Origin of the sequence: uncultured Kriegella sp. (assembly GCF_963975415.1) — a bacterium.
Taxonomy (GTDB): Bacteria; Bacteroidota; Bacteroidia; order Flavobacteriales; family Flavobacteriaceae; genus Kriegella.
Window position 1 is genome coordinate 1 of record NZ_CAXBGN010000018.1, and the last position, 23806, is coordinate 23806.

Here is a 23806-nt window from a genome sequence, read left to right on the forward strand (position 1 = left end):
GGCACACCGACTCATACGCAGCTATTTTATAGAGGCCTCGTGGCAGGCGATACGTACCGACCCCGTGATGCAGGCATGCTATAGAAAGCATATGGGCAAGAACGTGAAGAGCATCATCGTAAAGGTGGCCAGAAAGCTTCTCAGTAGAACGCTTGCGGTTATCAAGACCGAGACCCCTTATGTGGTAGGTGTATTGGAATAATAAAAAAGAAAAGGTAAACAAATAACAAAGCTCACAAAGAAGTATTAAAGACCTATACCACAAAACAAAACCCGTGACCGTCCAAGGGCAGGATCACATCGTATAGCAAGTGAACAGGTCTATTATAGCTTATAATCATACAGATGCAGGTGAACCCTAAAAAAAAGGTGTATCACATATAGGAGTGGGAGCAAGTTATATCAAAAGAAAAAAAGGTGGTTTAAGTAAAAAAGAAAATATTAATTAACTTTAGAGAACTGGACTAGGGCTTTTCATAGGAGGTTTTGTTGTAGGTAGGCTTTTCCGCACGTTATTTCAATTCCTTGTGTCCGTCCGATATTTTTATTCCACTCTTCAATTCTAATATTTTATTGATGAACGTTTCATTAGTTTTTGGGCTTATGTATAGTTCGTTGTATTTGTCATATTTTATAATTAGCCCTTTCCTTGCGGTTGCGGGTCTAAATCCGACCCAAAGAGTTTTCCCTTTTATTATCTCAGTTATTCTGTCCGTATTTATTTTTCCATTAAAAGGTCCACTTCTGTAAATCAACCCGTCTTTTTCTGATAATTCATAATTGGTTCCGAAAAATAGCCAAAGTAAAAGTCCGACTATGCCGAATACTAGAAATAGAGGCCAATACCCTTCTTTTTCCATTTTGCCATTAACAATATCTAAAATCATAATTCCAGTCAGAAATACACTTATTCCGAGGATTATGAAACTAAATAATATGTCTTTTCTGCTATTGAATTTCATTTTTTTAGCTTACCTACAACGGTCTTGGCTATAATTTCGGCGCGGTTTGGGGGCGAAGGCGAGCGTTGCGCGCTGGCCTTAGCGATTTTCTAGCGAGCCGAGCCACTTGCCTTGACGGTTCTTTTTGGTTTGCTCTTTAAAAATAGCAATAAAAGGGGAGCGGGGCGGAATTTAGCGCTGAATTATAGGCAATGTTGTACACCGTTTTTATTTATTTTTTAATATCTGTTCAACATATTTTCTGTGATTGTCAAATCCGTTCTTTTCGGGATTTTCCAAGTCAACCATTCCATCAATTCCAGAGTCGTAAATTTGCCAATTATGCTTTTTAGCAAGCTCGATTAGAGCGCAAATTCCATTTTCTCCGTACAATGAAAGCATAAAATTGCTTGAGTGTTCATTGTCCGCAAAAAAGTCAATCGTAAAATCAGTTCCGATTATTTCTCTGTGTTTATCATCTTTTTTAATTCGGTCAAATGAGTTTTCCAAAATTCCAGTAAAATCAGTCGGTTCCAGTTGGTTTTCGTCCAGTTCCGCAACTGATTCTATTTTCTGTTTTGAATTAAAAAGTACAATGTCCCAACTCATAGGATTATTTTGATTTATATTCTTTCAGCCAATATTGAAAGCCCATAGCTTCACTTGTATTTCCTTTAGCTACTTTTTCTATGATTTTTAAAGCTTCTTTTTCGGTCTTCGTGTCGAAGCTTAATTTTTCTAATAAATGAACTGCTGACCAAAGGTTAGTTCGATTCTCTTTGTCCTTTAGCAATTTTGAAAATTCATCAATTTCATTTTGATTATTACTTTTCGAAATCAATTCTACAATTTGATACATTCGGTCTACCGCTTTATTATTTTTCTTCACAGAATCCTTATCCGAATAGTCAATTTCAGAGCAAATTTTTGTTTGTCTTTTGTAATCTTCTATTAAATTCTCAATGTTCATTCAAATGGTGTACAACTTGTTATATCCGCCCTAATTTACGCTTTTATCCTTTTTCCTGACGGGCTATCGAGACATTTGGTTCGCCTTTAGCGGCTTTTGTTATTTTTCTGCAGCAATGTCCTATGGGCTTGTTATATGTTACAGGCCTTTTTGGGAACATGGATATAGATGATGGTATTGTAGGGCTTTGAATGGCCCGATGGTTCATTCATGCAGCGAACTTTAACCCAATTGCACTTCTTATTACAGGTGGCATAAGTTAAGTAGGTTTCGGATGGGGGAGATCGAACACCCTTTAATCTTACCAGTAAGGTATTTGGAAAAATAAGTCGATAGGTTGGCGAAGGGCCGTAGCATGGAAAGGATTTTTCGGGGTGCGTAGAGAGATGGGTCAAAATCGTTCGAACTTTTCAATTGTTTAACGCTATCCAGGTCTGACCAAAAGTTCAAAATAAAGGATACTCAAAGGTTTTATATGTAAACCACATAACCCGTTTGAACATCATAGTAACGGTTTCTCCCCATCGCATAATGAAACCTTCCTGAGAAATACGATCCAAACAGTTATAGAAGTTCTTGTATTTCCGAGATAATATTCTGATAGGCATTTTCTTGGTTTTCCCAGGTGCTAATCGCTTTGCCTACCTCTCGATTTTTCTTTGGTAAGATCAAAGGCATTTGGGTCAGCTCTTTTACTCCGTCCCATTTGCAAGGGCGGGTGATGATGGGTACGACTTTTGCTTTTTTGCCTTGATGTCGCTGCAGTGCATTGGGTAAATCTACGTCCGTAATAGCGTCTGAAGCCAAAAAGTCGGTACTCACAAGAAGTAAAATAATATCTGCATTGGCCATGTGTTTTTGAAACTCCACCTCTGGCTCCTGCCCGCCTAGCGTCAGGCCCCGATGCCAACTTTCAAAAGGAAGTGGTTTTAAGTTTTTATATAGTTCATCGCAGTAGGCCTCATCTTCGGGAGCGGAAATCAGCAACAGTTTTTTCTGTGCCACTTCGTGCCCGCTGTGCTGAGCGTATTTTTCATGCAACTCTTTTACAAAATCCTCAATATCGTCGGTCACAAAAGAAAAACGAAAATAGCTTTCATAAAAATCACGGGTTTTGGGCTGCAGGGCATCATCATTTCTAGAGTGCGCCATAATGCTACTATCCCTTTTTAAGTTGAGGCTTTGCAGGAGTAAACGCAAATTCCAATGTTCCCAATTGAATCCAAGGAAAAGAAAACTTTTTTTACCTTGAAACTGGCGCAAGAGTTTTGGCGGTAAAGCAGGCTGATCTTTGACCACCTTGCCAATAAAACGTACTTGGTCGGCCTCCGTAAGCACTAAAGATTCAGTGTCTTTATAGTACCCAAAGAGATTATACACCAGGGGGCTTTCGGCAGTGGGCAACTCGATATCGGTAGCCAATTCGCCTTCGTAATTATACCAATCGTGTACTGTTCTGTATTTTCCCTGTTGCTTCAGGGCCTGAACGATAGCGTCGTCTGGAGAGGTATTGATAATAAGGTTTACCGGTAAGGTGGCGATTAAATTCTGAATACCATTTGCCTGCCCGTCGTACTTCTCATAGAATTTTTTGGCCTCATAGCCGGGATCGGAAGACGTTACCCCATCAATAGTCATGAAACGCTGCATGATATAGGTCAAATTCTCTTCATGCGCTTTGTCAAAGCTTACCTCTTCTTCCTCAAGTGTTTTACTGAGCTCCTTGGCAAACTGGGCCTCTAGGGGCCGGACGCCCTCTAGACCGGTAGAAATCAAGGGGCCCAGTAATACGATGCAAGAGCCGTTTTCAAGAGCCTCGAGCAAATTATTCCATTGGCGCGATTTTAATGTCATTTGATTTGTTTTTTTATCCTACTTTTCCGTTTTCTGAACAGGATAAGTCTTTTAAAAATCTATCTCACAATGTGGTAATAACTTTCTAATTCTGTCTTTTTCATTCTCTGAAATTGGATTGCCAATCAAATCCAATTGCTGTAGGTTTTCTAATTTTCCTATTTCAGAAGGAAGGCTTTTAAGTTCATTATTGCTCAACCACAATTCCCTTAATTCTTTTAATTGGCCAATCTCAGCGGGAATAACCTTCAATTGGTTTTGGTACAAACGTAATTCCCGTAATTCTGACAAATTTCCAATTTCATTAGGAAGGTTTGCAAGTTGATTATTTTCAAGATATAACCCCTGTAGTTTCTGTAATTTTCCAATTCCGGAAGGAAGGCTCTTAAGCTGGTTATCGTTCAACCATAGTTCTTCTAGATTTTTCAAATTTCCAATTTCTGAAGGTACTTCAGGAAGTTCATTGTCAGAGAGGTACAAGCTATTCAAACTGTCTAAATCCCCAATTTCCATGGGTAGCATAACCAACGAATTATTATCTAAATTCAGTCTCTTCAAATGTGCCAATTTTCCAATTTCGTGTGGTAGGTTCCTCAACTTGTTTCCAAAAAGAAACAATGCTTCCAAATTTTTCAATTTTCCTACTTCGGGTGGTAGTTTTTCAAGTAACGTACTGCTTAGATCCAATTTTTTTAGTGCACCCAAGCTTCCGATTTCAGGGGGAAAATTTTTCAGCTTCACGCCTCCAAGACTTAGCTCTTGCAACTTTAAAAAATTTCCTATTTCAGATGGAAAACGCAACTGCACATTGTGTTCTAAACTGAGCTCCTTAATATTTACCAATGTTGCAATTTCGGTTGGAAGTTTTTCCAATTTATTGTAACCAAGGTCCAAGCTTTCCAAATCCAATAGATTCCCTATCTGGGAAGGAAGGTCCAAAAGGTTATTCGAAAAAAGCATCAACCGTCTTAGCTTTGTCAATTTCCCGATTTCGGGAGGAAGCTTTTCTAATTTATTGCCGCTCAATTCCAATTGTTCCAAATGCTCCAAATTTTCGATTTGAGAAGGAAGTCCGATCAAGCGATTTCCTGTTAAATTCAGGATTTGCAGATTTGTTAATTCTTTTATTTCCGGCGGAATTTTTTCGTACATGTTATTTCCAAGTAAGAGAACCTTCAACTGAGGGTATTCAAAAATTGAATTGGAGAACGATTTTAAGTAATTATCCTTTAAATCCAACGCCTCTATCTCAGAATTTAGTCCATTCAAATTATCGGCAAGGAGATATTTCGTCTCATCAGGCAAAAGCAAGTACTTTTTTCCGGCACTAGTTACCTTGGCATATCCGGTCTCATCATCAAATGGAGTAGCCTCTGTATAGCTGTAGTCGATTCTAATCTCCCCTTCTTTATCGATGAAGCCGTACATAGTTCTCTCGTATTCATCCTTTTTGGTAGCCAATGCCAGACTATCGCCATAAAAATAGAAGGAGTTGATGATTTTTTCGTTTTGGGCGTTAATTGCTGTCACTTTTTCGAGCGAAGATTTGGCAATATCTTCACTAATTTTAGATTTATCCCATTGTATATAAGCAAACACGAATGCACCTATGGCAACTAACGATAAGATACCGGTAAAAGCAGCTATCTTGTAATAGAACATCCGTTTCCGCTGTTCTTTAGCCAGTTGTTGTTCGCGTTCTTCCAACTCTTTTTGTTTGGCTATCCGTTCTTCGGCACGTCGTCGTTTCTCATAGGCCTCAAGAATGGGGGCCACCAGGGTATCGTGGCTAATTTCAAATGTGCGGCCCAGTCGGGTGTTCTCCGGGCGAATAAGACGACTTTCAAGCAGCTTGCCCAATAATTCGTCGCTGATACCAAAGGTGCCCTTTACGACCGCATCCGCCACTCCTATTCTACGGCCGTCAGCAATAAGCCCTTCCTCCAAAAGCTTTCGTGCAGCCAATTGATCATTCTTAGAACCCAAGTTCGTAATATGGTTGTCGTAATAGTTTTTAAGAATGCTCAGAATACCTTCTTTACCCCCGATAAAATCTGGAGTTGCCTGAATCTTTTGTTCGCCTTTGGATTCCTGCTCTTTTACTTTCTTTTCAACATGCTGACAGACAATCTGTAATTGAAAGGATTCTATCTCGCCCGCCTCGTTGCTAAGGTTGCTTAGTATCTCCTTTAAGGTTTCGGGGGCATAGTTAAACGGTGTTGTCGTAAATTCATTTCCAACAAGTGCCGCGGGCTTCTCAATGGCCTCACCAGACTGTGCAGCATGGAGCGGTTTGAGTTCATAGCGATTTTGCAGAATACCAGGTATTTCTTTACGGAGTTGATGTAATTCGCTCATTCGATCGGAGCGAATAGCAAAGAGGATTTTTAATACTGGGGGTTTGAACCATGCCAACTGAGCTGCGGTTCTTTCCTTTCTGGGGATTTGTTGCAGTGCTTCAATACTATCTTTTGGCAGTCGGCCTTCGATGAGGTCGGCCAGCTGTGATGCCCATTGGTTTCGCTCCGCTATTTTATGGTTGAAGAGTTCCTCAAACTGATCGAAGATCAACACCGGGGTAACGGTATTACCATTCTGGTCAAGGAAGCTACAAGCGTTTACCGCCTCCCAAATTTTGTTCGTACTCCTCCCTCCGAATTGTTCTAGCTTTTTTTCATCGATAAAGGGCTTTAGTTCACTTAGCACCATTTTTATGGGCGATACATCCGTATCCTGTACACGAATCATTATCGGGAAAAACTGATTTTTCAACAAAATAGAACCCAGACCCGCCTTAAGCAAAGAGCTTTTACCCAAGCCCGATTTACCGAAAAGAACAACGTGGGCCTTGATTACGACCAGACTGAAAAGATCATCGATCTCATTAGTTCGCCCATAAAAAAGCCGTTCGTCTTCGGCTTCAAACGAACGAATACCCGGGTAACGGTCTTTTTTTATCAATTTACCTACTGCCATGCCATTTATAATTTACAATAGAATGTTAAAAATGAAAGGAGTACATTGTTTTTAATCTATAACTATTTCAGATTTTGATATTATCTATTATAGCGGCTACATCAATGAAGGTGCAACCCGATTAGTATATTTGGTAGCAGGCCAAAAGATGAAGAATCAGTGACGATTTGATATAGCCCAACATTGTCCATTCTTATTTTGGTGTGCTTGGCAAATACCAATCCCGTTTTACATAATCATTCAGTTACTTTTTCAAATATATAGACTTCACAATTAGTTGAAAATTCTTCAGTGCTGTGCCAATAATTATGGATTGTTATTTTGAGTGAAAATTATTTTCAACATTCTGACCAATTTATTATTTCGTAAATATTAGCGCCCAAATCATTTTATTTTCTTTATCATTTTGACTTGTACTACAAGTTCTTTCGACTTTAGTCTATTTCATGTAATGGATAGCAAAACCAGTTTTAAACTAAATTGGGCGGGGGAGTCTACTACGCGCAAGGCCTATAATTGTGAAAAAAAAGTGGCGTTTGCATGTTATGAATTTTGTGCAATAGATTATTCCATCATCCTTCTCGCTCTAAATTAATACTAAATATATATTTAACAGGGGGAATGCCAAATTTTTTGAATTAAAGAAATATCCTGTTTGATACTCTGTCCATTCCCCAATTAAGAATATATGCATCATATATAAACCACATAACCCGTTTGAACATCATAATAAGGATTTCTGCCCGTCGCGTCTTTTTGAAGATTTTTTATAAATAAATAACGGGACCTGATGAATACTTTAAGTTCCTGGATATCTTTTTTTGTTGCCGGTTTATTTTCGGCAGGGGTAAACATGGTTTTTGCAAGTTCGACGGCCGCTGCGCCTGCGGCCGCATTTCCAACGCCGGCCAAGGACATTTTCTCGGGCATCGATGCCATTTTGGTTTCCGGAAAGGCCTCGTTCTTGGGTATCGCGATTTCCTTTTTCGGTTCCCCGTTCCGTTGCTTATCTCTCCAATTAAGGCTACGGCACGAGTTACTGCAAAATAACTGCGCACCTCTTCGTTTCGGCACGTAATCTTCACCACAATAGGCGCAATTCTCCGTCTTTTTCATGATTATGCGTAAACCGAACGTTCAATTTACGTATAAATTAGTTATTAAACCCTTTAATCGATATTGAAAATATGCTTCAATAAGACCGTTTCAGCCTCTTTTTCGGTAATAATCGGTTGTTTCTTTGCTTTTTTTAGAGCCGGTTCTTTTGTGGAAAGTGCTGGCGCTTTTTCGATAAGCGCTTCTTCGCGTACTAATGTGTCGGGCTTCGTTATTTGTGTTTCTTTATTGCTATATTGGTCGGATAATTTTGGAAATGAGGATTCCAGAATTCCCGCTAAGTTGAAATTGCCTTTGGGTACATTTTCCCTTTTGGGATAAAAATGTTTCAGCACCGTTTCAAAATGGGCCTTATGGTAATCCATCTGCATTCGGAACAATCCTTTAACAGTATCCTCCAGTGGAAGCACCTGGGCCAGGTTATCGTCCAGCCATTTCGTAATGTAGCACAAACACTCCGCCTGTTCATAGTATTGTTCCAAAATAAAATTGAACTCCGATGCATCGGAATCGGCCTTCTTGTTCAATAATTGGTAAATATTCTTTTTTAGCGAAGCCCCTTTCATTATGGCCTTGCTGTTGTCCCTGCCCGTTTCATAGAGGATAGGTCCTTTCATATAGTCTACGACCAATATCTTGTTACGGAATTTTCGGAAATCAAATTTTTCATATTTTTCCAATATCCCGTTCGACATTATGTGGTCCGGGATATAGAACACTAATTCTTCCCACAAAATTGGGATAAGGCCGTTGTAAAAATTTTCCAATGCGGTTTTATCCATGTTCGCTCTCTAACATCGTTGAATAATCTTCCGGTAATTCGGCATCTATATCACGCAGATATTTTTCCAATGCCGTCATGGAGGAGTGCCCCGTAATCAACATCAGCCTACTCTTTGCGTCAAAAGGTGAAAACTTCTTTGATAAGGCCCTATAAACTTTGGTAATGTACGTGTGCCTAAAACTGTACAGGCCATAATCCGTACCCAGATCGAAATGATCCTTGACGACTTTTTTAAAGCGTTTGGAGAAATAGTCCCTTCTGTTACCGATTTCCGTCTCCCATGTGCCCCCGATCTTTTCCGGTGTGAACAATACGGCTTCTTTGTCCAGTTTTTCAAGGTCGGGCAGATCGTTCCACAATATCTCGGGGATGATCTTTGTCTTCATGGGACTGTTCTTGGCCTTGAATTCCACTGTTTTACTCTCTAGTTTAATATCCTTCACCTTGAGCCTGCATACTTCGATCGGGCGAAGAAAACCATAGGAGACGAATTTGATATAAAGCAGCAATATAGGATCGGTTATTTCCAAGTAGCCGAATATCTTTTCTTGGGTTTCCTGGGAGTATGTCTTGTTCCGCTCCGGAACGGTTTTTAAGGTCGGTATTTTTTTTATGAAGTTTTCTTTCAGGATGTCGTTATCGACCAATACTTGGGTTATACTGCTCAGATCCGTCCTGAAGTTGTTCCGGTTCCGAGCGCTTGTCCTGTCGACGACATCGTTTAAAAATGAAGTGACCACCTGCTTATTAAGTTCTGTGATGTCCGTTAGTTCCGGACGGTTTTCTTCAAGCCATTTGAGAAAATTCTTGATTTTGTTCTCATAGCCTCTTTTGGTCGTAGGGCTCAATATTTTTTCCTTGCGGGCAAGTCCGAAATCAAAAGCTTCCCGAACCGTCATTTTTGGCCCGTCGTCATCACGGCCCGTTTTTTTGTTTTCCTTATTGGTCGGGACCTGACCGCTGGCATCATTATTCTTGGAAGTCAAACGCTGGTGCAGTTCGGTATTATCGGTGTACGGATTATAGCCTTGTTTCAACAATCGGAGCAATACCTTTCGATAGGTGACCAAAACGGACATCCGATCTTCCTTGGTCTTATATTTATTGGCATTCCCATAAAAGGGCGTCAATCTTTTTAGCTTTCCGCTTTTAGGATCACGAAAGGAAAAATAGACGTACCAGCGCTTTGTGAGATCGCCGCTGGCAGAATATATTTTAGGGTTGGAAAAGTTTCTTTTTACGGACAAATCGTATGCACTTTCGTATTCATTTTCGTATTCAAGGGCAATCAGTTCGTTAAAATTAGTCATAAAAAAACGGCTTAGCGAAAACTAAACCGTTGTTTTTAAAGATTTTACTCTTAGTAGCGGGGACTGGACTCGAACCAGCGACCTTCGGGTTATGAGCCCGACGAGCTACCTACTGCTCTACCCCGCGATGTGGATGGCAAAGATACAAAGCTTTAATGGTCTTATCCAAATCTATTTGGAATTAAATAGTGAAAATCGATCTAAATTTTTATCAAATATTTAAAAAGACACTGTTGTAGTTCACCTTGTTCAAAATCTTTCTATTTTGTATCGATTTTAATAATGATCCATCACTTTTAACTCGCCCGATCAATTATGGATAACTATGGTTTTCTTTCGATCTTACCCCCAGTCATTGCTATTATATTAGCCCTAAGAACAAAGCAAGTTTATATAGCGCTACTTTTTGGAATTTGGTTTTCTTGGATAATCATAAATGATTGGAATTTTCTCACGGGTACTTTAGCGGCCGTGGAGGGCATGGTCAATGTTTTTAAATCTGCCGGTAATACAAGAACCATAATGTTCAGTGCCTTGGTGGGTGCATTGCTATTGTTTATCCAGTATTCTAAGGGGGTAGAGGGGTTTATAAACGAACTCAATAAGATAATAGCCTATTTTGAGAAAAAACAAAGTGGCAATAGTAGGGTTGTAGTTCAGCTCATGGCCCTGATTACGGGTGTTTTATTGTTTGTGGAGACCAGTATAAGTTCCCTAACCGTAGGGACGCTTTATCGTCCTATTTTTGATAAACTGAAAATTCCGAGGGAGAAATTGGCCTATATCGCCGACTCCAGTTCTGCACCCTCTTCCATTTTAATTCCCTTTAATGCCTGGGGTGCTTTTATAATGGGACTCTTATTGACCCAGGGAATAGAAAATCCTTTCGGAATTATGCTTTCCTCCATAGCCTATAATTTTTATCCTATTCTGGCCATTGTGATTGTTTTTGTGGTGATTGTCACCAAAAAAGATTTAGGTCCTATGACGAAAGCGGAAAAACGTACAAAGGAAACGGGAAAATTGCTGAGTGATACTGCCCAACCCATGCTGTCAAGTGAGATAACCTCTTTTGAGTCAAAAAAAGGAATTAAGGCCAAGGCTTATAATATGATCGTGCCCTTGGCAACCATGGTGTTCATGATGCCCATTAATTTGGCATATACAGGTTGGGATGCTGTGGATAATGCCGTTTCTTTTTCAGATCATCTTTTTAAGGCGATAGGAAATGGCTCGGGCTCATCAGCTGTTCTATATGCCGTGCTCACCGCAATTTTAGTTGCCATGGTGCTCTATCGAACACAGAAAATAATGAAAACCAAAGAAATGATTGATTTGGTACTGAAGGGAATCAGCGAATTAATGCCTCTGGCTTTATTGATGTTATTGGCCTTTGCCATAGGAGACGCTTGCAATGCCTTAGGAACAGGGGAATTCGTGGCAAATTGGTCTAAAGACTGGTTGTCTCCTTCCTTTTTGCCGGCAGTTATTTTTGTAATAAGTTCCTTTATTGCTTTTTCGACCGGAACGTCTTGGGGAACTTTTGCGATTATGATGGCAATTTCCATACCCATGACCGAAATTCATGGTGCACCTTTACCTTTGGTAGTGGCGGCTACCTTGGGAGGTGGTGTTTTTGGAGACCACTGTTCACCCATTTCAGATACCTCCATTATTTCCTCAATGGCAGCCGCAAGTGATCATATAGACCACATTAATACACAACTGCCCTATGCCTTGATTGGCGGCCTAATAGCGGTCATACTTTATGTTATTTTAGGCCTAATCATGATATAGATGGTCTCATTCGATTACCTTTGCCATTATAAAAGTTTAAAAACAGATGTCGCATAAAGCCGGTTTCGTAAATATTATTGGTAATCCTAATGTAGGTAAGTCGACCTTGATGAACGCCTTTGTGGGTGAGAAATTATCGATTATTACCTCGAAGGCCCAAACAACCCGCCATCGTATTTTGGGAATAGTCAATGGGGATGATTTTCAAGTGGTCTTGTCAGATACACCGGGTATCATCAAACCGGCCTATGAGCTGCAATCAAGTATGATGGGCTTTGTGAAATCGGCTTTTGAGGATGCCGATGTGCTTTTATATATGGTCGAAATCGGGGAAAAAGCATTAAAGGATGAAAATTTCTTTGATAAGATTCGCAGCAGCAAAATACCCGTGCTATTGTTGCTAAATAAGATCGACACTTCGGAACAGGAAATATTGGAAGCACAAATCCAATATTGGCAAGACCAGCTTCCCAGTGTCGAAATCCATCCCATTTCCGCCCTTCAAAATTTTAATGTAAAAGGAGTTTTCGAGCGAATTATCGAGTTGCTTCCCGAGGCACCTCCATATTATCCTAAAGACCAATTGACAGATAAACCCGAGCGTTTTTTTGTAAATGAGACCATCCGTGAGAAAATTTTGATGCACTATAAAAAGGAAATTCCGTATTCAGTGGAAATCGAGACCGAGGAATTTGTAGAGGATGAAGACATCATTCGAATGCGGGCCGTAATCATGGTAGAACGCGATTCTCAAAAAGGTATCATCATCGGTCACAAGGGTAGTGCTTTAAAGCGAGTAGGGGTCGAGGCTCGTAAAGATCTTGAAACGTTTTTCGGTAAACAGGTGCACATTGAACTTTATGTAAAAGTGAATAAAAACTGGCGTAGCGATGCGCGACAATTAAAGCGTTTTGGGTACAACAATTAAGCGGGTTAACCATTTCGTAGCGTTCTAGTAAACATAGCTTGGTTTTTTGGTAACCTTTAATTGAAACTGAAACTTCATCTTTGGCCATAAACCAAACAATAAGATGAAGAACTTCAAGAACGTATCCCTTTTGATTACCACTTTTCTAATTTTTTCTTGTGAGAAAATCGAAGATATTACCGGCCACCCCGATGACGATTCCAGTATCGATACTTCTTCTTTGACCTTTACCAGAATAGGCGGTTTTATGAACGGTTCTGGTGATGAAGGTTTCGCCGAAATCAGTGCCTACGATGAAGTCACTGCGAAATTGTTTGTTGTTAATCCTGTGGAAACTGAAGTTTCCGTTTGGGATATTTCGGTGCCATCCACACCTTTAAAACAAACCTCCTTAAGCTTGTCAGGCACTCCCAATAGCGTGGCCGTGCATGACGGACTTTTAGCTGTTGCCGTAGAAAACTCCAATAAGCAAATTAATGGAGCCATTGAAACCTACAATACGACGACTTTGACTTTAGAAAATTCATATCCAGCAGGTGCATTGCCCGATATGGTAACTTTCAGTCCCGATGGAAAATATATTATTGCTGCCAATGAAGGAGAGCCAAATGATGACTATACGGTAGATCCCGAAGGGTCGGTCACGGTTATAGATGTTGCCAAGAATGAAGTCAATACGTTGTTTTTTACCAACTTCAACGGCCAGGATATCGGCGATGAGTTTAGGGTATTCGGTCCTGCGGCCATTTTATCGCAAGATGTTGAACCTGAATATGTTGCTGTTTCGAAAGATAGTAAACATGCATATATTAGTTTGCAAGAGAACAACGGAATGGCGGTGGTTGATTTGAATGCCATGACCATAGTAGATGTTTTCGGGCTAGGGGTCAAAGACCATAGTTTGGCAGAGAATGCTCTTGATGTCAGCAATGAAGACGGTATTGTGGGTAATTTTCAAACTTGGCCTGTGCTTGGATTCTATATGCCCGATGCCATTACTTTTACGGAAATTGATGGAACAGGCTATATTATTTCGGCCAATGAAGGTGATTCACGTGATTATGATGGCTATTCGGAAGAAGAACGCGTTAAAGACCTTACCTTGGACGCTTCGGTTTTTCCAAACGCTGCGGAATTGCAACTGGAAGAAAATTTAGGAAGGTTGAAAACTACTTCGGCAAATGGGGATATCGACGGAGATGGTGATTTTGACCGTATCTATGCTTATGGGGCACGATCATTTACCATTTGGAGCACGCAAGGGCAGGTAATATATGACAGCGGAGATGATATAGGGCGAAGAACTTTTGATATTGCGCCTTTCTTATTTAATAATGATGAAGGGGAAGCCGATGGGCGAAGTGACGACAAAGGGGCTGAACCAGAGGCGGTCACCACGTTGAAAATTGGTGATGCGACACTATTGTTCGTAGGATTGGAAAGAACTGGGGGTTCCCTTGTTTATGATATAACAAACCCCTTGGCACCTGTATTCCTAGATTGGATTTTTAAAACGGAAGATGTCGGGCCAGAAGGCTTGTTGGTCATTCCTGCAGAAGAATCTCCCAACGGTGAAAACCTGTTAATCATTACCAATGAAGTTTCGAATACGGTTTCGATTTATGAAATCAAATAAGTACGGTGCGATGATTCTTTGATGGAAATCGGCCTTGTAAAGACTGTATATTAACCATGTAATTTCCCTTTGCATTTTTCTAATTACCCTCTGCTTTTTAAACAGGTTCTAAGAGATAGCATTTTTTCCTCGGATATTTAGTGGTACTTTTGTCGCAAAATTCAAAGAATGAGTGCTATAGTGGCTATTGTAGGAAGACCCAATGTTGGAAAATCTACTTTTTTCAACCGTTTGATTCAGCGCAGAGAGGCTATTGTTGATGCTGTCAGTGGGGTGACACGTGATCGTCACTACGGTAAGAGTGACTGGAACGGTAAAGAGTTTTCATTGATAGATACAGGCGGCTATGTGCTAGGTAGTGAAGATGTTTTTGAAAAAGAAATAGACACTCAAGTAGAGCTTGCCATTGAAGAAGCAGATGCCATTATATTTATGGTCGATGTAGAAACAGGAGTTACGGGCATGGATGAAGATGTGTCAAAGCTGCTTCGTAAGGTAAATAAACCTGTTTTTTTGGCAATTAATAAAGTTGACAATGCACAGAGGGCCGCAGATGCCGTTGAATTTTATGCGCTTGGACTGGGGGAATATTACACCTTGTCAAGCATCAACGGAAGTGGAACCGGGGAGTTGTTAGATGCTTTGGTAGAGGTGCTTCCCGATGTTGAGGAAGTGGTCGAAGATTTACCCCGATTTGCCGTTGTCGGTAGACCAAATGCCGGTAAGTCATCTTTTATAAATGCTTTGATAGGGGAAGAGCGCTACATCGTCACTGATATTGCCGGTACCACTAGAGATAGTATCGATACACGATATAATCGATTCGGTTTTGAATTCAATTTAGTGGATACTGCTGGTATTCGTCGTAAGGCGAAGGTCAGGGAAGATTTAGAGTTTTATTCTGTCATGCGATCGGTTCGTGCCATTGAGCATTGTGACGTTTGTTTATTGGTGTTGGATGCTACCCGAGGGTTTGATGGTCAGGTATCAAACATATTTTGGTTGGCGCATCGTAATAATAAGGGTGTTGTTATTTTGGTCAACAAGTGGGATTTGGTAGAGGATAAAGAAACCAATACCATGAAGCAGTATACCCAAAAAATAAAAGAGGCCATCGAACCTTTTACCGATGTTCCCATTATTTTTATCTCGGTACTAACGAAGCAACGTATTTTTAAGGCTATCGAAACGTCCATACAAGTATATGAAAATAGGTCGAAAAAGGTGGTGACACGAAAATTAAATGATGTGATGTTGCCTATTATTCAGAACAATATGCCTCCGGCCTATAAGGGCAAATATGTAAAAATCAAATTTTGTACCCAGTTGCCCACACCTTACCCGCAATTTGCTTTTTTCTGCAACCTTCCGCAATACATTCGTGACCCGTATAAACGATTTTTAGAAAACAAACTGCGCGATAATTTTGACTTCACCGGAGTGCCGGTTACTATTTTTATGCGTAAAAAGTAGCGTTGTTAATTGCGATACTATGATTTTTTGTCATTGGTTTTTAACTTTTGGCCTTGAATTTTATTATCCCTATTTTCCATAGGTTACAAGTACCATTTGGGGGGCGTTTATCACAAAATTTTGAATATCAATTACTAAAGTTATGTTAACCGGGAGGGTTAGAACTAAAAGATTAGTTTAATTTGATTGCATCAATTCATCAATCAAAATCAAATCAATTTGGACAAGTCTACTATTGCCCTGTGTTTTTTCATTCTATTTTGCGCTTTGACCACCGCTCAAGATTTCCGTATTAACGGGAAAGTGGTTGATTCTCTTTCAAAAGAGCCACTTGAGGCTACCACGGTGTATGCTGAATCAATAAAAGATAGCACGTTAATTGCCTATACGATTTCAAATGAAACGGGTTTTTTCGAACTTGATGGTAGAACAAACTTGAAAGAAGCTAATCTTTTCTTTTCGTACAATGGTTATAAAACCACCCTTAGAAAAGTTGAGCTGAAACCATCGGTGAACTTGGGGGAAATTACATTGGTGGAACAAGCCGAGGAACTAAAAGGGGTTGAGGTGACAGGCGAACGCGTGCCAATCCGTATAAAAAAGGATACGTTAGAGTTTAATGCTGATTCTTTTAAGACACGACCTGATGCAACTGTCGAAGAAGTGTTAAAGAAGTTGCCTGGGGTAGATGTCGATAGCAACGGAAAAATTACCGTAAATGGCAAAGAGGTAAGCCAAGTTTTGGTAAACGGACAGGTTTTTTTTAGTAAGGATCCCAAAGTAGTAACCAAAAGTTTGCCTAAGGAAGTTATTGATAAAATACAAATTACCAGTACCAAAACAAAAACCCAAGAATTTACCGGGGAAGAGGGTGATGGCGATAGCAAGACCATTAACCTCACCATTAAGGAAGACAAAAATAAAGGCGTATTAGGAAGGCTTTCAGGGGGCTACGGAACAGATGAACGTTATCAGGCCAATGGGCTTCTGAATTTTTTTGATGGTCAACAAAGAATTAGCGCCATTGCATCAAGCAATAATATCAACAGCGCAGGATTTTCCTTTGATGAGATTTATGGTATGATGGGGCGAACGAGAGGTGGAATAAGCATGAACAGTGATGGTGGTTTTGCAGTTGGCGGGCTATCCTTTGGCTTTGGTGAGGGAATAACAACCTCTTCGAATTTAGGCGCTAGTTATGCCGATTCTAAAAAAGGAGAATATAAGGTCAATGCAAACTACTTTTATGCGAATAGTGATTCTTATAACGATCAGAAAACTTCTAGAGAGAATATACTGCCGAACGGGCGCTTTTTTACCGATTCTGAGTCTAGTTTTGAAGGTACCACTTCGGCTAATCAAGGTTCCGCCAACCTTGAATTCGATATTGACGAAACTTTACGTATATCAATAGAGCCTTCGATGAGCGTAAATCGTACTAATTCTTCAAATGCCGGGTCCACCGTTTCTTCAGATGAGACGGGTACGGTAATCAACCGTAATGATACATATACAGTAGGTGAAGGGAAACAGCGTAATTTCAACAATCGCATAGACCTCTTTAAAAAGCTTGATACTTTAGGTCGTTACGTTAGGCTTTCCTTTTCAAATAATAATCGGGAGAATAAAGATATTACCAATTTTGAATCTACTAGGGAGGTTTTAGGGGATAGTCCTATTCAAGAGATACTTGACCAACACACCATGGTAACCGACAAGCATGATAACTATACGTTTGGGGTCACTTATCGTGAGGTTCTTGCAGACAAACTGTTTCTAGACTTTGGGTATGAATACCGGAACAATACAGACAATAATAAGAGGGAGGTCTTTGATTTTGATAGTTCCGTAGGTCGATACACTGATTTTAATGAGGCCTTAAGTTCTGATTTTACGTTTAAGAACCGACAACATAATCCTTCTTTGACACTGAGTCGAAATGGGAAAAAACTTCGTCTCGGGGTTACGGCAAGTTTAATGAATACAAAACTTGAGAATGAAGATTTTTTCCGAAATAGCTCTTTCTCCAAAACATACAATAACTTTTTGTTTAGGGCGTCTGGTAATTATAACCTGAATCAGAGCAAACGAATTTATATGGGTTATTATTCCAGATTGAATCTTCCTACGATAAACCAATTGCAACCGGTAGCAAATATCAATAACCCGCTTAATGTAATTATAGGAAATCCGAATCTTAATCCCTCGGTAAGCCATAGTGTAAGTTTTGACTTCAATAATTATAGTTGGAAAGAGAGAACCGGGTATTTTATATATGCTTGGTTGTCGGCAGACCAAGAAAAAGTTGTTCCGGTTACGGTTACCGATGAGAATTTCTTGCGAACTACAACCTATACTAATGTTAAAGGCAATCAAAACGGACAGCTGGGAACCCGTTACTCTAAAGAGTTTAAAAAAGATAGTACGCTAACCGTAAAGGTAGATTTCAACCCTTATTTAAGTTATCGAAAAGATGTTGGATTCAATAACGGTAATAAGTTAGAGGCACGAATATGGTCGGTAACGCCGAGAATTACTACTACTTTAAATTTTAAAGAATTGCTGGAAATTGTACCGGGGTATCGTATTGGGTTCAACGATACCAAATACAATATTGATACTTTTGAAGATGTTAATTTCATTTCCCATACGGCTGAATTTAAGACTACGACCTATTGGCCAAAAGGCCTGGTGTGGGGCAATGACATAAGTTATACCTATAATGGAAATGTAGGCCCCAGTTTTGATAGAGACTTTTTACTTTGGAATATGAGTCTAGGGGTACAAATGTTCAAAGATAAGGGTACATTCAAAATACTGGCATACGACTTGCTCGACCAAAATAACAACACGCGAAGGTCTACGGGACAAGACTTTGTTCAAGATTTTCAGGGTACTGTTTTGCAGCGCTACTTCATGGCAAGTTTTACCTTTAAGTTTGACCAGTTTGGCGGTAAAAAATCGAATGGGAACGGTATTCGTTTTTTTTGACATCAATTAACGATGAAAAATAGTTTTTCCGGTCATTGCACTTTGTTGAACCTGAAGAATTGATTCATCACTATTAAAGTTATGTTAACCGTACACCTTTAAACTATAAGATTAGTTTATTTTGAAAACATCAAGCCATCATCGATTAAAAAACATTTCAGTTTGAACAATTCAGCTATTCCTTTCTGCTTCCTTATTTTATTTTTTAGTTTTTCCAACGCCCAAGATTTTATTATCAAGGGTAAAGTTGTAGATGCATTTTCGAAGACGCCTCTCGAGGCTACCACGGTTTACGCCGAATCAATAAAAGATAGCACATTGATTACCTATAGTATTTCGGAAGGCGATGGATCGTTCGAGTTAGAGGGCAAAACGAATTTAAAAGAAGCCAACGTTTTCTTTTCCTATAATGGGTATAAAACCTTGGTTATGAAAATTAACATTAAGCCTTCCATTGATTTGGCTACCGTGCAAATGGAAGAACAGGCTCAAGAACTAAAAGGTGTTCAGGTGTTGGGGGAACGGGTGCCCATAACGATAAAGAAAGACACACTTGAATTCAATGCAGATTCTTTCAGTGTACGACCCGATGCTACGGTTGAGGAAATATTAAAAAAGCTGCCTGGGGTAGAGGTAGATACTGATGGTAAGATTACGGTAAACGGAAAAGAGGTCAATGAAATATTGGTCGATGGACAGGTATTTTTCAGTAAAGATCCAAAAGTGGTGACCAAAAGCCTGCCAAAGGAAGTTATTGATAAAATACAAATATCCGAGACCAAGACTAAGAAGCAACAGTTTACGGGAGAAGATGGCGAAGGGGAGAATATGAGCATAAACCTGACCATTAAAAAAGATAAGAATAAAGGGTATTTGGGCAGAATCGCGGCAGGCTACGGCACAGATGAAAGGTATCAAACCAATGGTCTAGTCAATTATTTTAATAATAAAGAACGGATCAGTTTTATTGCGAGTTCGAACAACATAAATAATTCGGGGTTCTCCTTTGATGAAATTTATGATATGGTCGGGAATACCAGGGGAGGATATTCTGGAGCGCGAGAATCGGGTCTAATTAATAATTATGGCAGTGGAATTACCACTTCGTCCAATGTAGGGGGCAGTTACGCAAATGCGAAGAAAGGGGAGTACGAAATAGATGGTAATTATTTTTTCGCCTATAGTGACAATTATAACAACCAAAAAACCAGTCGGGAGAATATTTTGCCCGATCGTCGCTATTTCAGCGATAGCGAATCAAGCTTTAAGGGTACTACAAATTCAAACCGCGGAGGGGCCAATATAGAGTATGATATTGATGAAACACTTCGAATTTCGATAGAGCCCTCCATGAGCGTAAATAGAACAACTTCGAAGAATATTAACAACGCTACTTCAACGGATGCTGATGGAGAGTTGATCAATAGCAATGAACGGACTTCTGATGACGATGGGTTTCAACGTAATTTCTCCAACCAATTCAATATTATGAAGAAGTTGGATACCCTTGGAAGATTCGTGAGTTTCTCCTTTTCCAACACCAATACAGAAAATAAGAACATTTCTAATTTGGTTTCCAATCGTCAAGTTTTCGGGGATGATCCCAGTGAAGAAAACCTCGACCAACTTTCCAATGTTGATAACAAACGCGATTCGTACGACCTTGAAGTATCATATCGACAGCCCCTGAACGAAGTAGTGGCCTTTGATTTTGAATATGAATATAGCCATGATAACAGGGATAATAGAAAGGAAGTCATGGATTACGAAGAAGGTACAAATAGATACACAGCCTTTAATGAGGCCTTAAGCTCTGATTTTAATTTTAAGAATGTACAACAAACACCTTCGGTCGGCCTGCGGATAAATGGTGAAAAATTGAATTTTAATGTTAGGGCCTCGTATCGATTTACCAATCTAGATAACCAAGATTTTCAGCAAAATTCTTCGTTTTCCAAAGACTACGAGAATTTACTTTTTAGCAGTAGATTGCGGTATAGCATTGGTAAGAATAACCGGCTTTATGCCCGCTATCGGACTAGTTTAGATGTACCTTCTGTTAATCAATTACAACCGGTTCCGAATGTTAATAACCCGTTGAATATTGTTATTGGTAACCCGAACTTATCCCTAGGGATAGAGCATAACATCAGTTTTAATTATAACAATTTCAATTGGAAAGAGCGTACAGGTATTTATGTGTATTCAGGAGTCGAATTCCAGAAAAACAGGGTTTCTGCTATATCTACTACCGACGAGAATTTTTTGCGTACCACAAGATTTACAAATATAGATGGTAATTATAGTGGTTATGGAGGCGCAGGATATTCTAAGCAGATAAAAAAAGACAGCACGTTTACGGCAAAATTTAACATAAGACCGAGTCTTAGTTTTGGCCAACAGGTCAGTTTTACAAACGGCGTAGAATTAAGGGCAAAAAGGTTTGACGTATCTCCACGAATTTCTACTACATTCAATTTTAAGGAGCTTTTAGAGATCGAACCAGGGTATGGCATATCTTTTAATAATACCAGATACAATTTGGAGGGAATAGAGGATATCAAGTTTACCTCACAAAATGCCAATTTAAGAATGACTTCGTATTGGCCCAAAAACTTGATTTGGGGCAATGATTTGAGATACAGCTATAACGGCAATGTAGGTCCCGGTTTTAGAAAAGATGCGCTGTTCTGGAATATGAGCCTTGGTCTTCAAGTGTTGGAACAAAAAGGCACAATTAAGGTGCTCGCTTATGACCTGTTGGATCAGAATATTAATACCCGTAGAACCACGGGGGAAGATTTTATTCAAGATTATCAAGGTACTGTTTTGCAGCAGTATTTTATGGCCAGTTTTACTTATAAATTTGACCAGTTCGGTGGTAAAAAGCCAAATGGTGGCCGTGGGCGATCTTATAGAATGTAGCCTGAAGTTTTTTTCGATTGGAAGTTTGACCTTTGCACCGCTCTAAAAAAAATAAGGAGTTTCTAATAAATCTCAGCGGGGACCTAAATATTTTGGGTATTCAATGGGGTAGTATATTTAAGAAACCATAGGTAATTTTGTGTTTCACAATCTATATTCAAATAATTGAATGGTATAGCTCCTTTTTTACAAAAGAGTATGGTTTGACAATGTTGATTGAGGTTATAAAGTTTTGAATTGAAACAGTACACTGTAGGCTTGTTTTTATTCGAGTTACCATCCTCCTGAAGCACCGCCGCCACCAAAGCCACCTCCACCAAAGCCACCGCCAAAACCGCCTCCACCTCCGAAGCCGCCACCACCAAATCCGCCACTAGATTTGCCGCTATAACCACCACGACCCATATTGCTTAGAATAATAATGTCCCATAGGTCGAGCCCTGAAGAGCGCTTACCACCACTGCCGCCACCGCCCCTGCGATTCCGAGTAGACAGAATAACCAAAATAATAAAGAAAATGAGCACAGGTAAGAGCGAACCGAAAGGGAAACCACTGCTGTCATCAAAGGAACGTTCTTCTTTGAATTCTCCCTTTAGAGCTTTAAAGATGGCATCTGCACCATCGTTTAGCCCCTCGTAATAATTATTTGATTTAAAGTGGGGAATAATAACACTTTCAATGATTCGGCGCGATAGGGCATCTGTAAGGTTGCCTTCGACACCATAGCCTGTATTAATTGCAATTTTACGGTCGTTTCTGGCCAAAAGAATCAATACACCATTGTCTTTGCCATCTTGGCCAATACCCCACTTTTGTCCCCATTGGGCACCGAGATAAGAGATGTTCTCTCCTTCCGTAGATGCAATAATGGCGACTACGATTTGGGTTGATGTACTATCGGAATAGCGTATCAGTTTTTGTTCAAGAGGTTGTTCTTGCCCTGGCGGTAAAAGGTCGACGTAATCGTAAACACTCGTTTGTTTCGTAGGCTTCTCGGGGATTTGAAACTGAGCCACCACTGGGGTGCACAAAAAAATGATATAGGCAAAAAGATTAACCTTTAGATACCTCATTGCTTAGCTCATTTGTGTCGTTGGAGTTCCATGGAAAATGCGATTTCAATTCGCTACCGGCTTTTAAGATGCCGTCGATAATGCCTTGTTTGAAATTACCTTGTTTAAATTGTGTTTCGATAACATCTTTGGTGGTATTCCAAAAATCTTTGGAAACGACTTTGTTGATACCTCCATCTCCGTATATTACGAACTTCCGATCGTTAACCGCGACATAAATCAATACGCCATTTTCTTCTTTGGTGTTGTTCATTTTGAGTAGATGGAAAACTTCTTTGGCACGATCAAAATGGTCTAAACGCGTATGTGGTTCAATATGAACCCGTATTTCTCCCGAAGTATTTTTCTCGGCTTCTAGAATGGCCTGTACAATCTCTTTTTCTTCTTCTGCCGACAAAAAATCTTCTACTCTTGACATATGATCAATTGAAATCGAAGTTCACATCTGGTGCCTGTTCTGATCCCGCGTCGGCCTTGTAGCGTGCCATTTCTTCGAAACCGAACAACCCGGCTAAAAGTTTGCCGGGGAACTGTTTGGTGTGCACATCATAAATGTTGACTGACTGATTGAATCGGTCACGGGCAACATTGATTCGGTTTTCGGTACCTTCCAATTGCGACTGAAGTTCCAAGAAATTTTGGTTTGCTTTTAATTCGGGATAACGCTCTACTACGACCATCAGTTTACTTAGTGCGCCTGTAAGTCCGTTTTGGGCTTGTTGAAAAGCTGCAATATTATCCGTGGTAAGATTATTTGCATCGATGGTGGTTGAAGTAGCTTTTGCACGGGCTTCGATAACATCGGTTAAAGTTCCGCGTTCAAAATCGGCAGCACCTTGAACAGTTTTTACCAGATTGCCGATAAGGTCATTTCTTCGCTGATAGGCACTTTCTACATTCGACCATGCAGTTTTTGCATCCGCTTCATATTGCACGGCGGTATTATTAAACCCAACGGCCCAGTTGTAAAGGCCAAATGCGATGACCCCGAGAATTATTAAAATTATTAATCCCTTTTTCATGATACAGTT

Annotated in this window: 17 protein-coding genes, 1 tRNA gene and 1 pseudogene; 7 read left to right on the forward strand and 12 right to left on the reverse strand. The window is 39.9% G+C overall.

Annotation, left to right across the window (positions count from 1 at the left end; translation table 11 throughout):
• Positions 1–202, forward strand: a pseudogene (locus AACZ88_RS22930) (IS110 family transposase); the annotation flags it as partial.
• Positions 203–512: 310 nt separating this feature from the next.
• On the opposite strand, the gene AACZ88_RS22935 reads toward AACZ88_RS22930, so the two are convergent.
• The 9 genes from AACZ88_RS22935 to AACZ88_RS22975 form a co-directional block, all read right to left on the reverse strand.
• Positions 513–962, reverse strand: a complete 450-nt coding sequence (locus tag AACZ88_RS22935; RefSeq protein WP_339715828.1) for a PH domain-containing protein — start codon at positions 960–962, stop codon at positions 513–515.
• Between the two features lie 207 nt (positions 963–1169).
• Complete coding sequence (locus AACZ88_RS22940) at positions 1170–1550, reverse strand: hypothetical protein (RefSeq protein WP_339715831.1); 381 nt, start codon at positions 1548–1550, stop codon at positions 1170–1172.
• Between the two features lie 4 nt (positions 1551–1554).
• The gene (locus AACZ88_RS22945) at positions 1555–1911 is read right to left on the reverse strand and encodes a hypothetical protein (RefSeq protein WP_339715834.1); all 357 of its coding nucleotides are present in this window, start codon (positions 1909–1911) and stop codon (positions 1555–1557) included.
• Positions 1912–2475: 564 nt separating this feature from the next.
• Positions 2476–3765 carry an SIR2 family protein gene (locus AACZ88_RS22950; protein WP_339715837.1) on the reverse strand — a complete coding sequence of 430 codons (1290 nt, stop codon included), beginning with the start codon at positions 3763–3765 and terminating at the stop codon, positions 2476–2478.
• A 51-nt stretch (positions 3766–3816) separates the two neighbouring features.
• Complete coding sequence (locus AACZ88_RS22955) at positions 3817–6741, reverse strand: leucine-rich repeat domain-containing protein (protein WP_339715840.1); 2925 nt, start codon at positions 6739–6741, stop codon at positions 3817–3819.
• 693 nt (positions 6742–7434) lie between these two features.
• A complete protein-coding gene (locus AACZ88_RS22960; protein WP_339715844.1) occupies positions 7435–7857 on the reverse strand; it encodes a hypothetical protein in 423 nt (140 codons plus the stop codon).
• 53 nt (positions 7858–7910) lie between these two features.
• On the reverse strand, positions 7911–8639 hold the full coding sequence (locus AACZ88_RS22965; RefSeq protein WP_339715847.1) for a hypothetical protein: 729 nt from the start codon (positions 8637–8639) through the stop codon (positions 7911–7913).
• A complete protein-coding gene (locus AACZ88_RS22970; protein WP_339715850.1) occupies positions 8632–9951 on the reverse strand; it encodes a site-specific integrase in 1320 nt (439 codons plus the stop codon). Before AACZ88_RS22970 ends, AACZ88_RS22965 begins: the two co-directional genes overlap by 8 nt.
• Before the next feature lie 54 nt (positions 9952–10005).
• Positions 10006–10078: transfer RNA gene (locus AACZ88_RS22975), tRNA-Met, on the reverse strand.
• Positions 10079–10266: 188 nt separating this feature from the next.
• On the opposite strand from AACZ88_RS22975, the gene AACZ88_RS22980 reads away from it, so the two are divergent.
• From AACZ88_RS22980 to AACZ88_RS23005, 6 genes are all read left to right on the forward strand, one after another.
• Positions 10267–11748, forward strand: a complete 1482-nt coding sequence (locus AACZ88_RS22980; protein WP_339715853.1) for a Na+/H+ antiporter NhaC family protein — start codon at positions 10267–10269, stop codon at positions 11746–11748.
• A 46-nt stretch (positions 11749–11794) separates the two neighbouring features.
• Entirely contained in the window at positions 11795–12676 is an 882-nt protein-coding gene (gene era, locus AACZ88_RS22985) for a GTPase Era (protein WP_339715856.1), read from the forward strand.
• A gap of 103 nt (positions 12677–12779) precedes the next feature.
• Positions 12780–14312: a choice-of-anchor I family protein gene (locus tag AACZ88_RS22990; protein ID WP_339715859.1), complete on the forward strand. Its 1533-nt coding sequence runs from the start codon at positions 12780–12782 to the stop codon at positions 14310–14312.
• Between the two features lie 168 nt (positions 14313–14480).
• Positions 14481–15785 carry a ribosome biogenesis GTPase Der gene (gene der / locus AACZ88_RS22995; RefSeq protein WP_339715861.1) on the forward strand — a complete coding sequence of 435 codons (1305 nt, stop codon included), beginning with the start codon at positions 14481–14483 and terminating at the stop codon, positions 15783–15785.
• 219 nt (positions 15786–16004) lie between these two features.
• Positions 16005–18776 (forward strand): outer membrane beta-barrel protein, encoded by a 2772-nt coding sequence (locus AACZ88_RS23000; protein WP_339715864.1) that lies wholly within the window; start codon positions 16005–16007, stop codon positions 18774–18776.
• A 162-nt stretch (positions 18777–18938) separates the two neighbouring features.
• Positions 18939–21701: an outer membrane beta-barrel protein gene (locus AACZ88_RS23005; protein ID WP_339715867.1), complete on the forward strand. Its 2763-nt coding sequence runs from the start codon at positions 18939–18941 to the stop codon at positions 21699–21701.
• Positions 21702–21974: 273 nt separating this feature from the next.
• Here AACZ88_RS23005 and AACZ88_RS23010 read toward each other — a convergent pair whose 3' ends face one another.
• Genes AACZ88_RS23010 through AACZ88_RS23020 form a run of 3 tightly spaced genes read right to left on the reverse strand, consistent with a single transcriptional unit; the run spans position 21975 to position 23797 of the window.
• A complete protein-coding gene (locus AACZ88_RS23010; protein ID WP_339715870.1) occupies positions 21975–22775 on the reverse strand; it encodes a TPM domain-containing protein in 801 nt (266 codons plus the stop codon).
• Positions 22756–23193, reverse strand: a complete 438-nt coding sequence (locus tag AACZ88_RS23015) for a TPM domain-containing protein (RefSeq protein ID WP_339715872.1) — start codon at positions 23191–23193, stop codon at positions 22756–22758. Before AACZ88_RS23015 ends, AACZ88_RS23010 begins: the two co-directional genes overlap by 20 nt.
• Before the next feature lie 4 nt (positions 23194–23197).
• Complete coding sequence (locus AACZ88_RS23020; protein ID WP_339715875.1) at positions 23198–23797, reverse strand: LemA family protein; 600 nt, start codon at positions 23795–23797, stop codon at positions 23198–23200.
• Positions 23798–23806 lie beyond the last annotated feature (9 nt).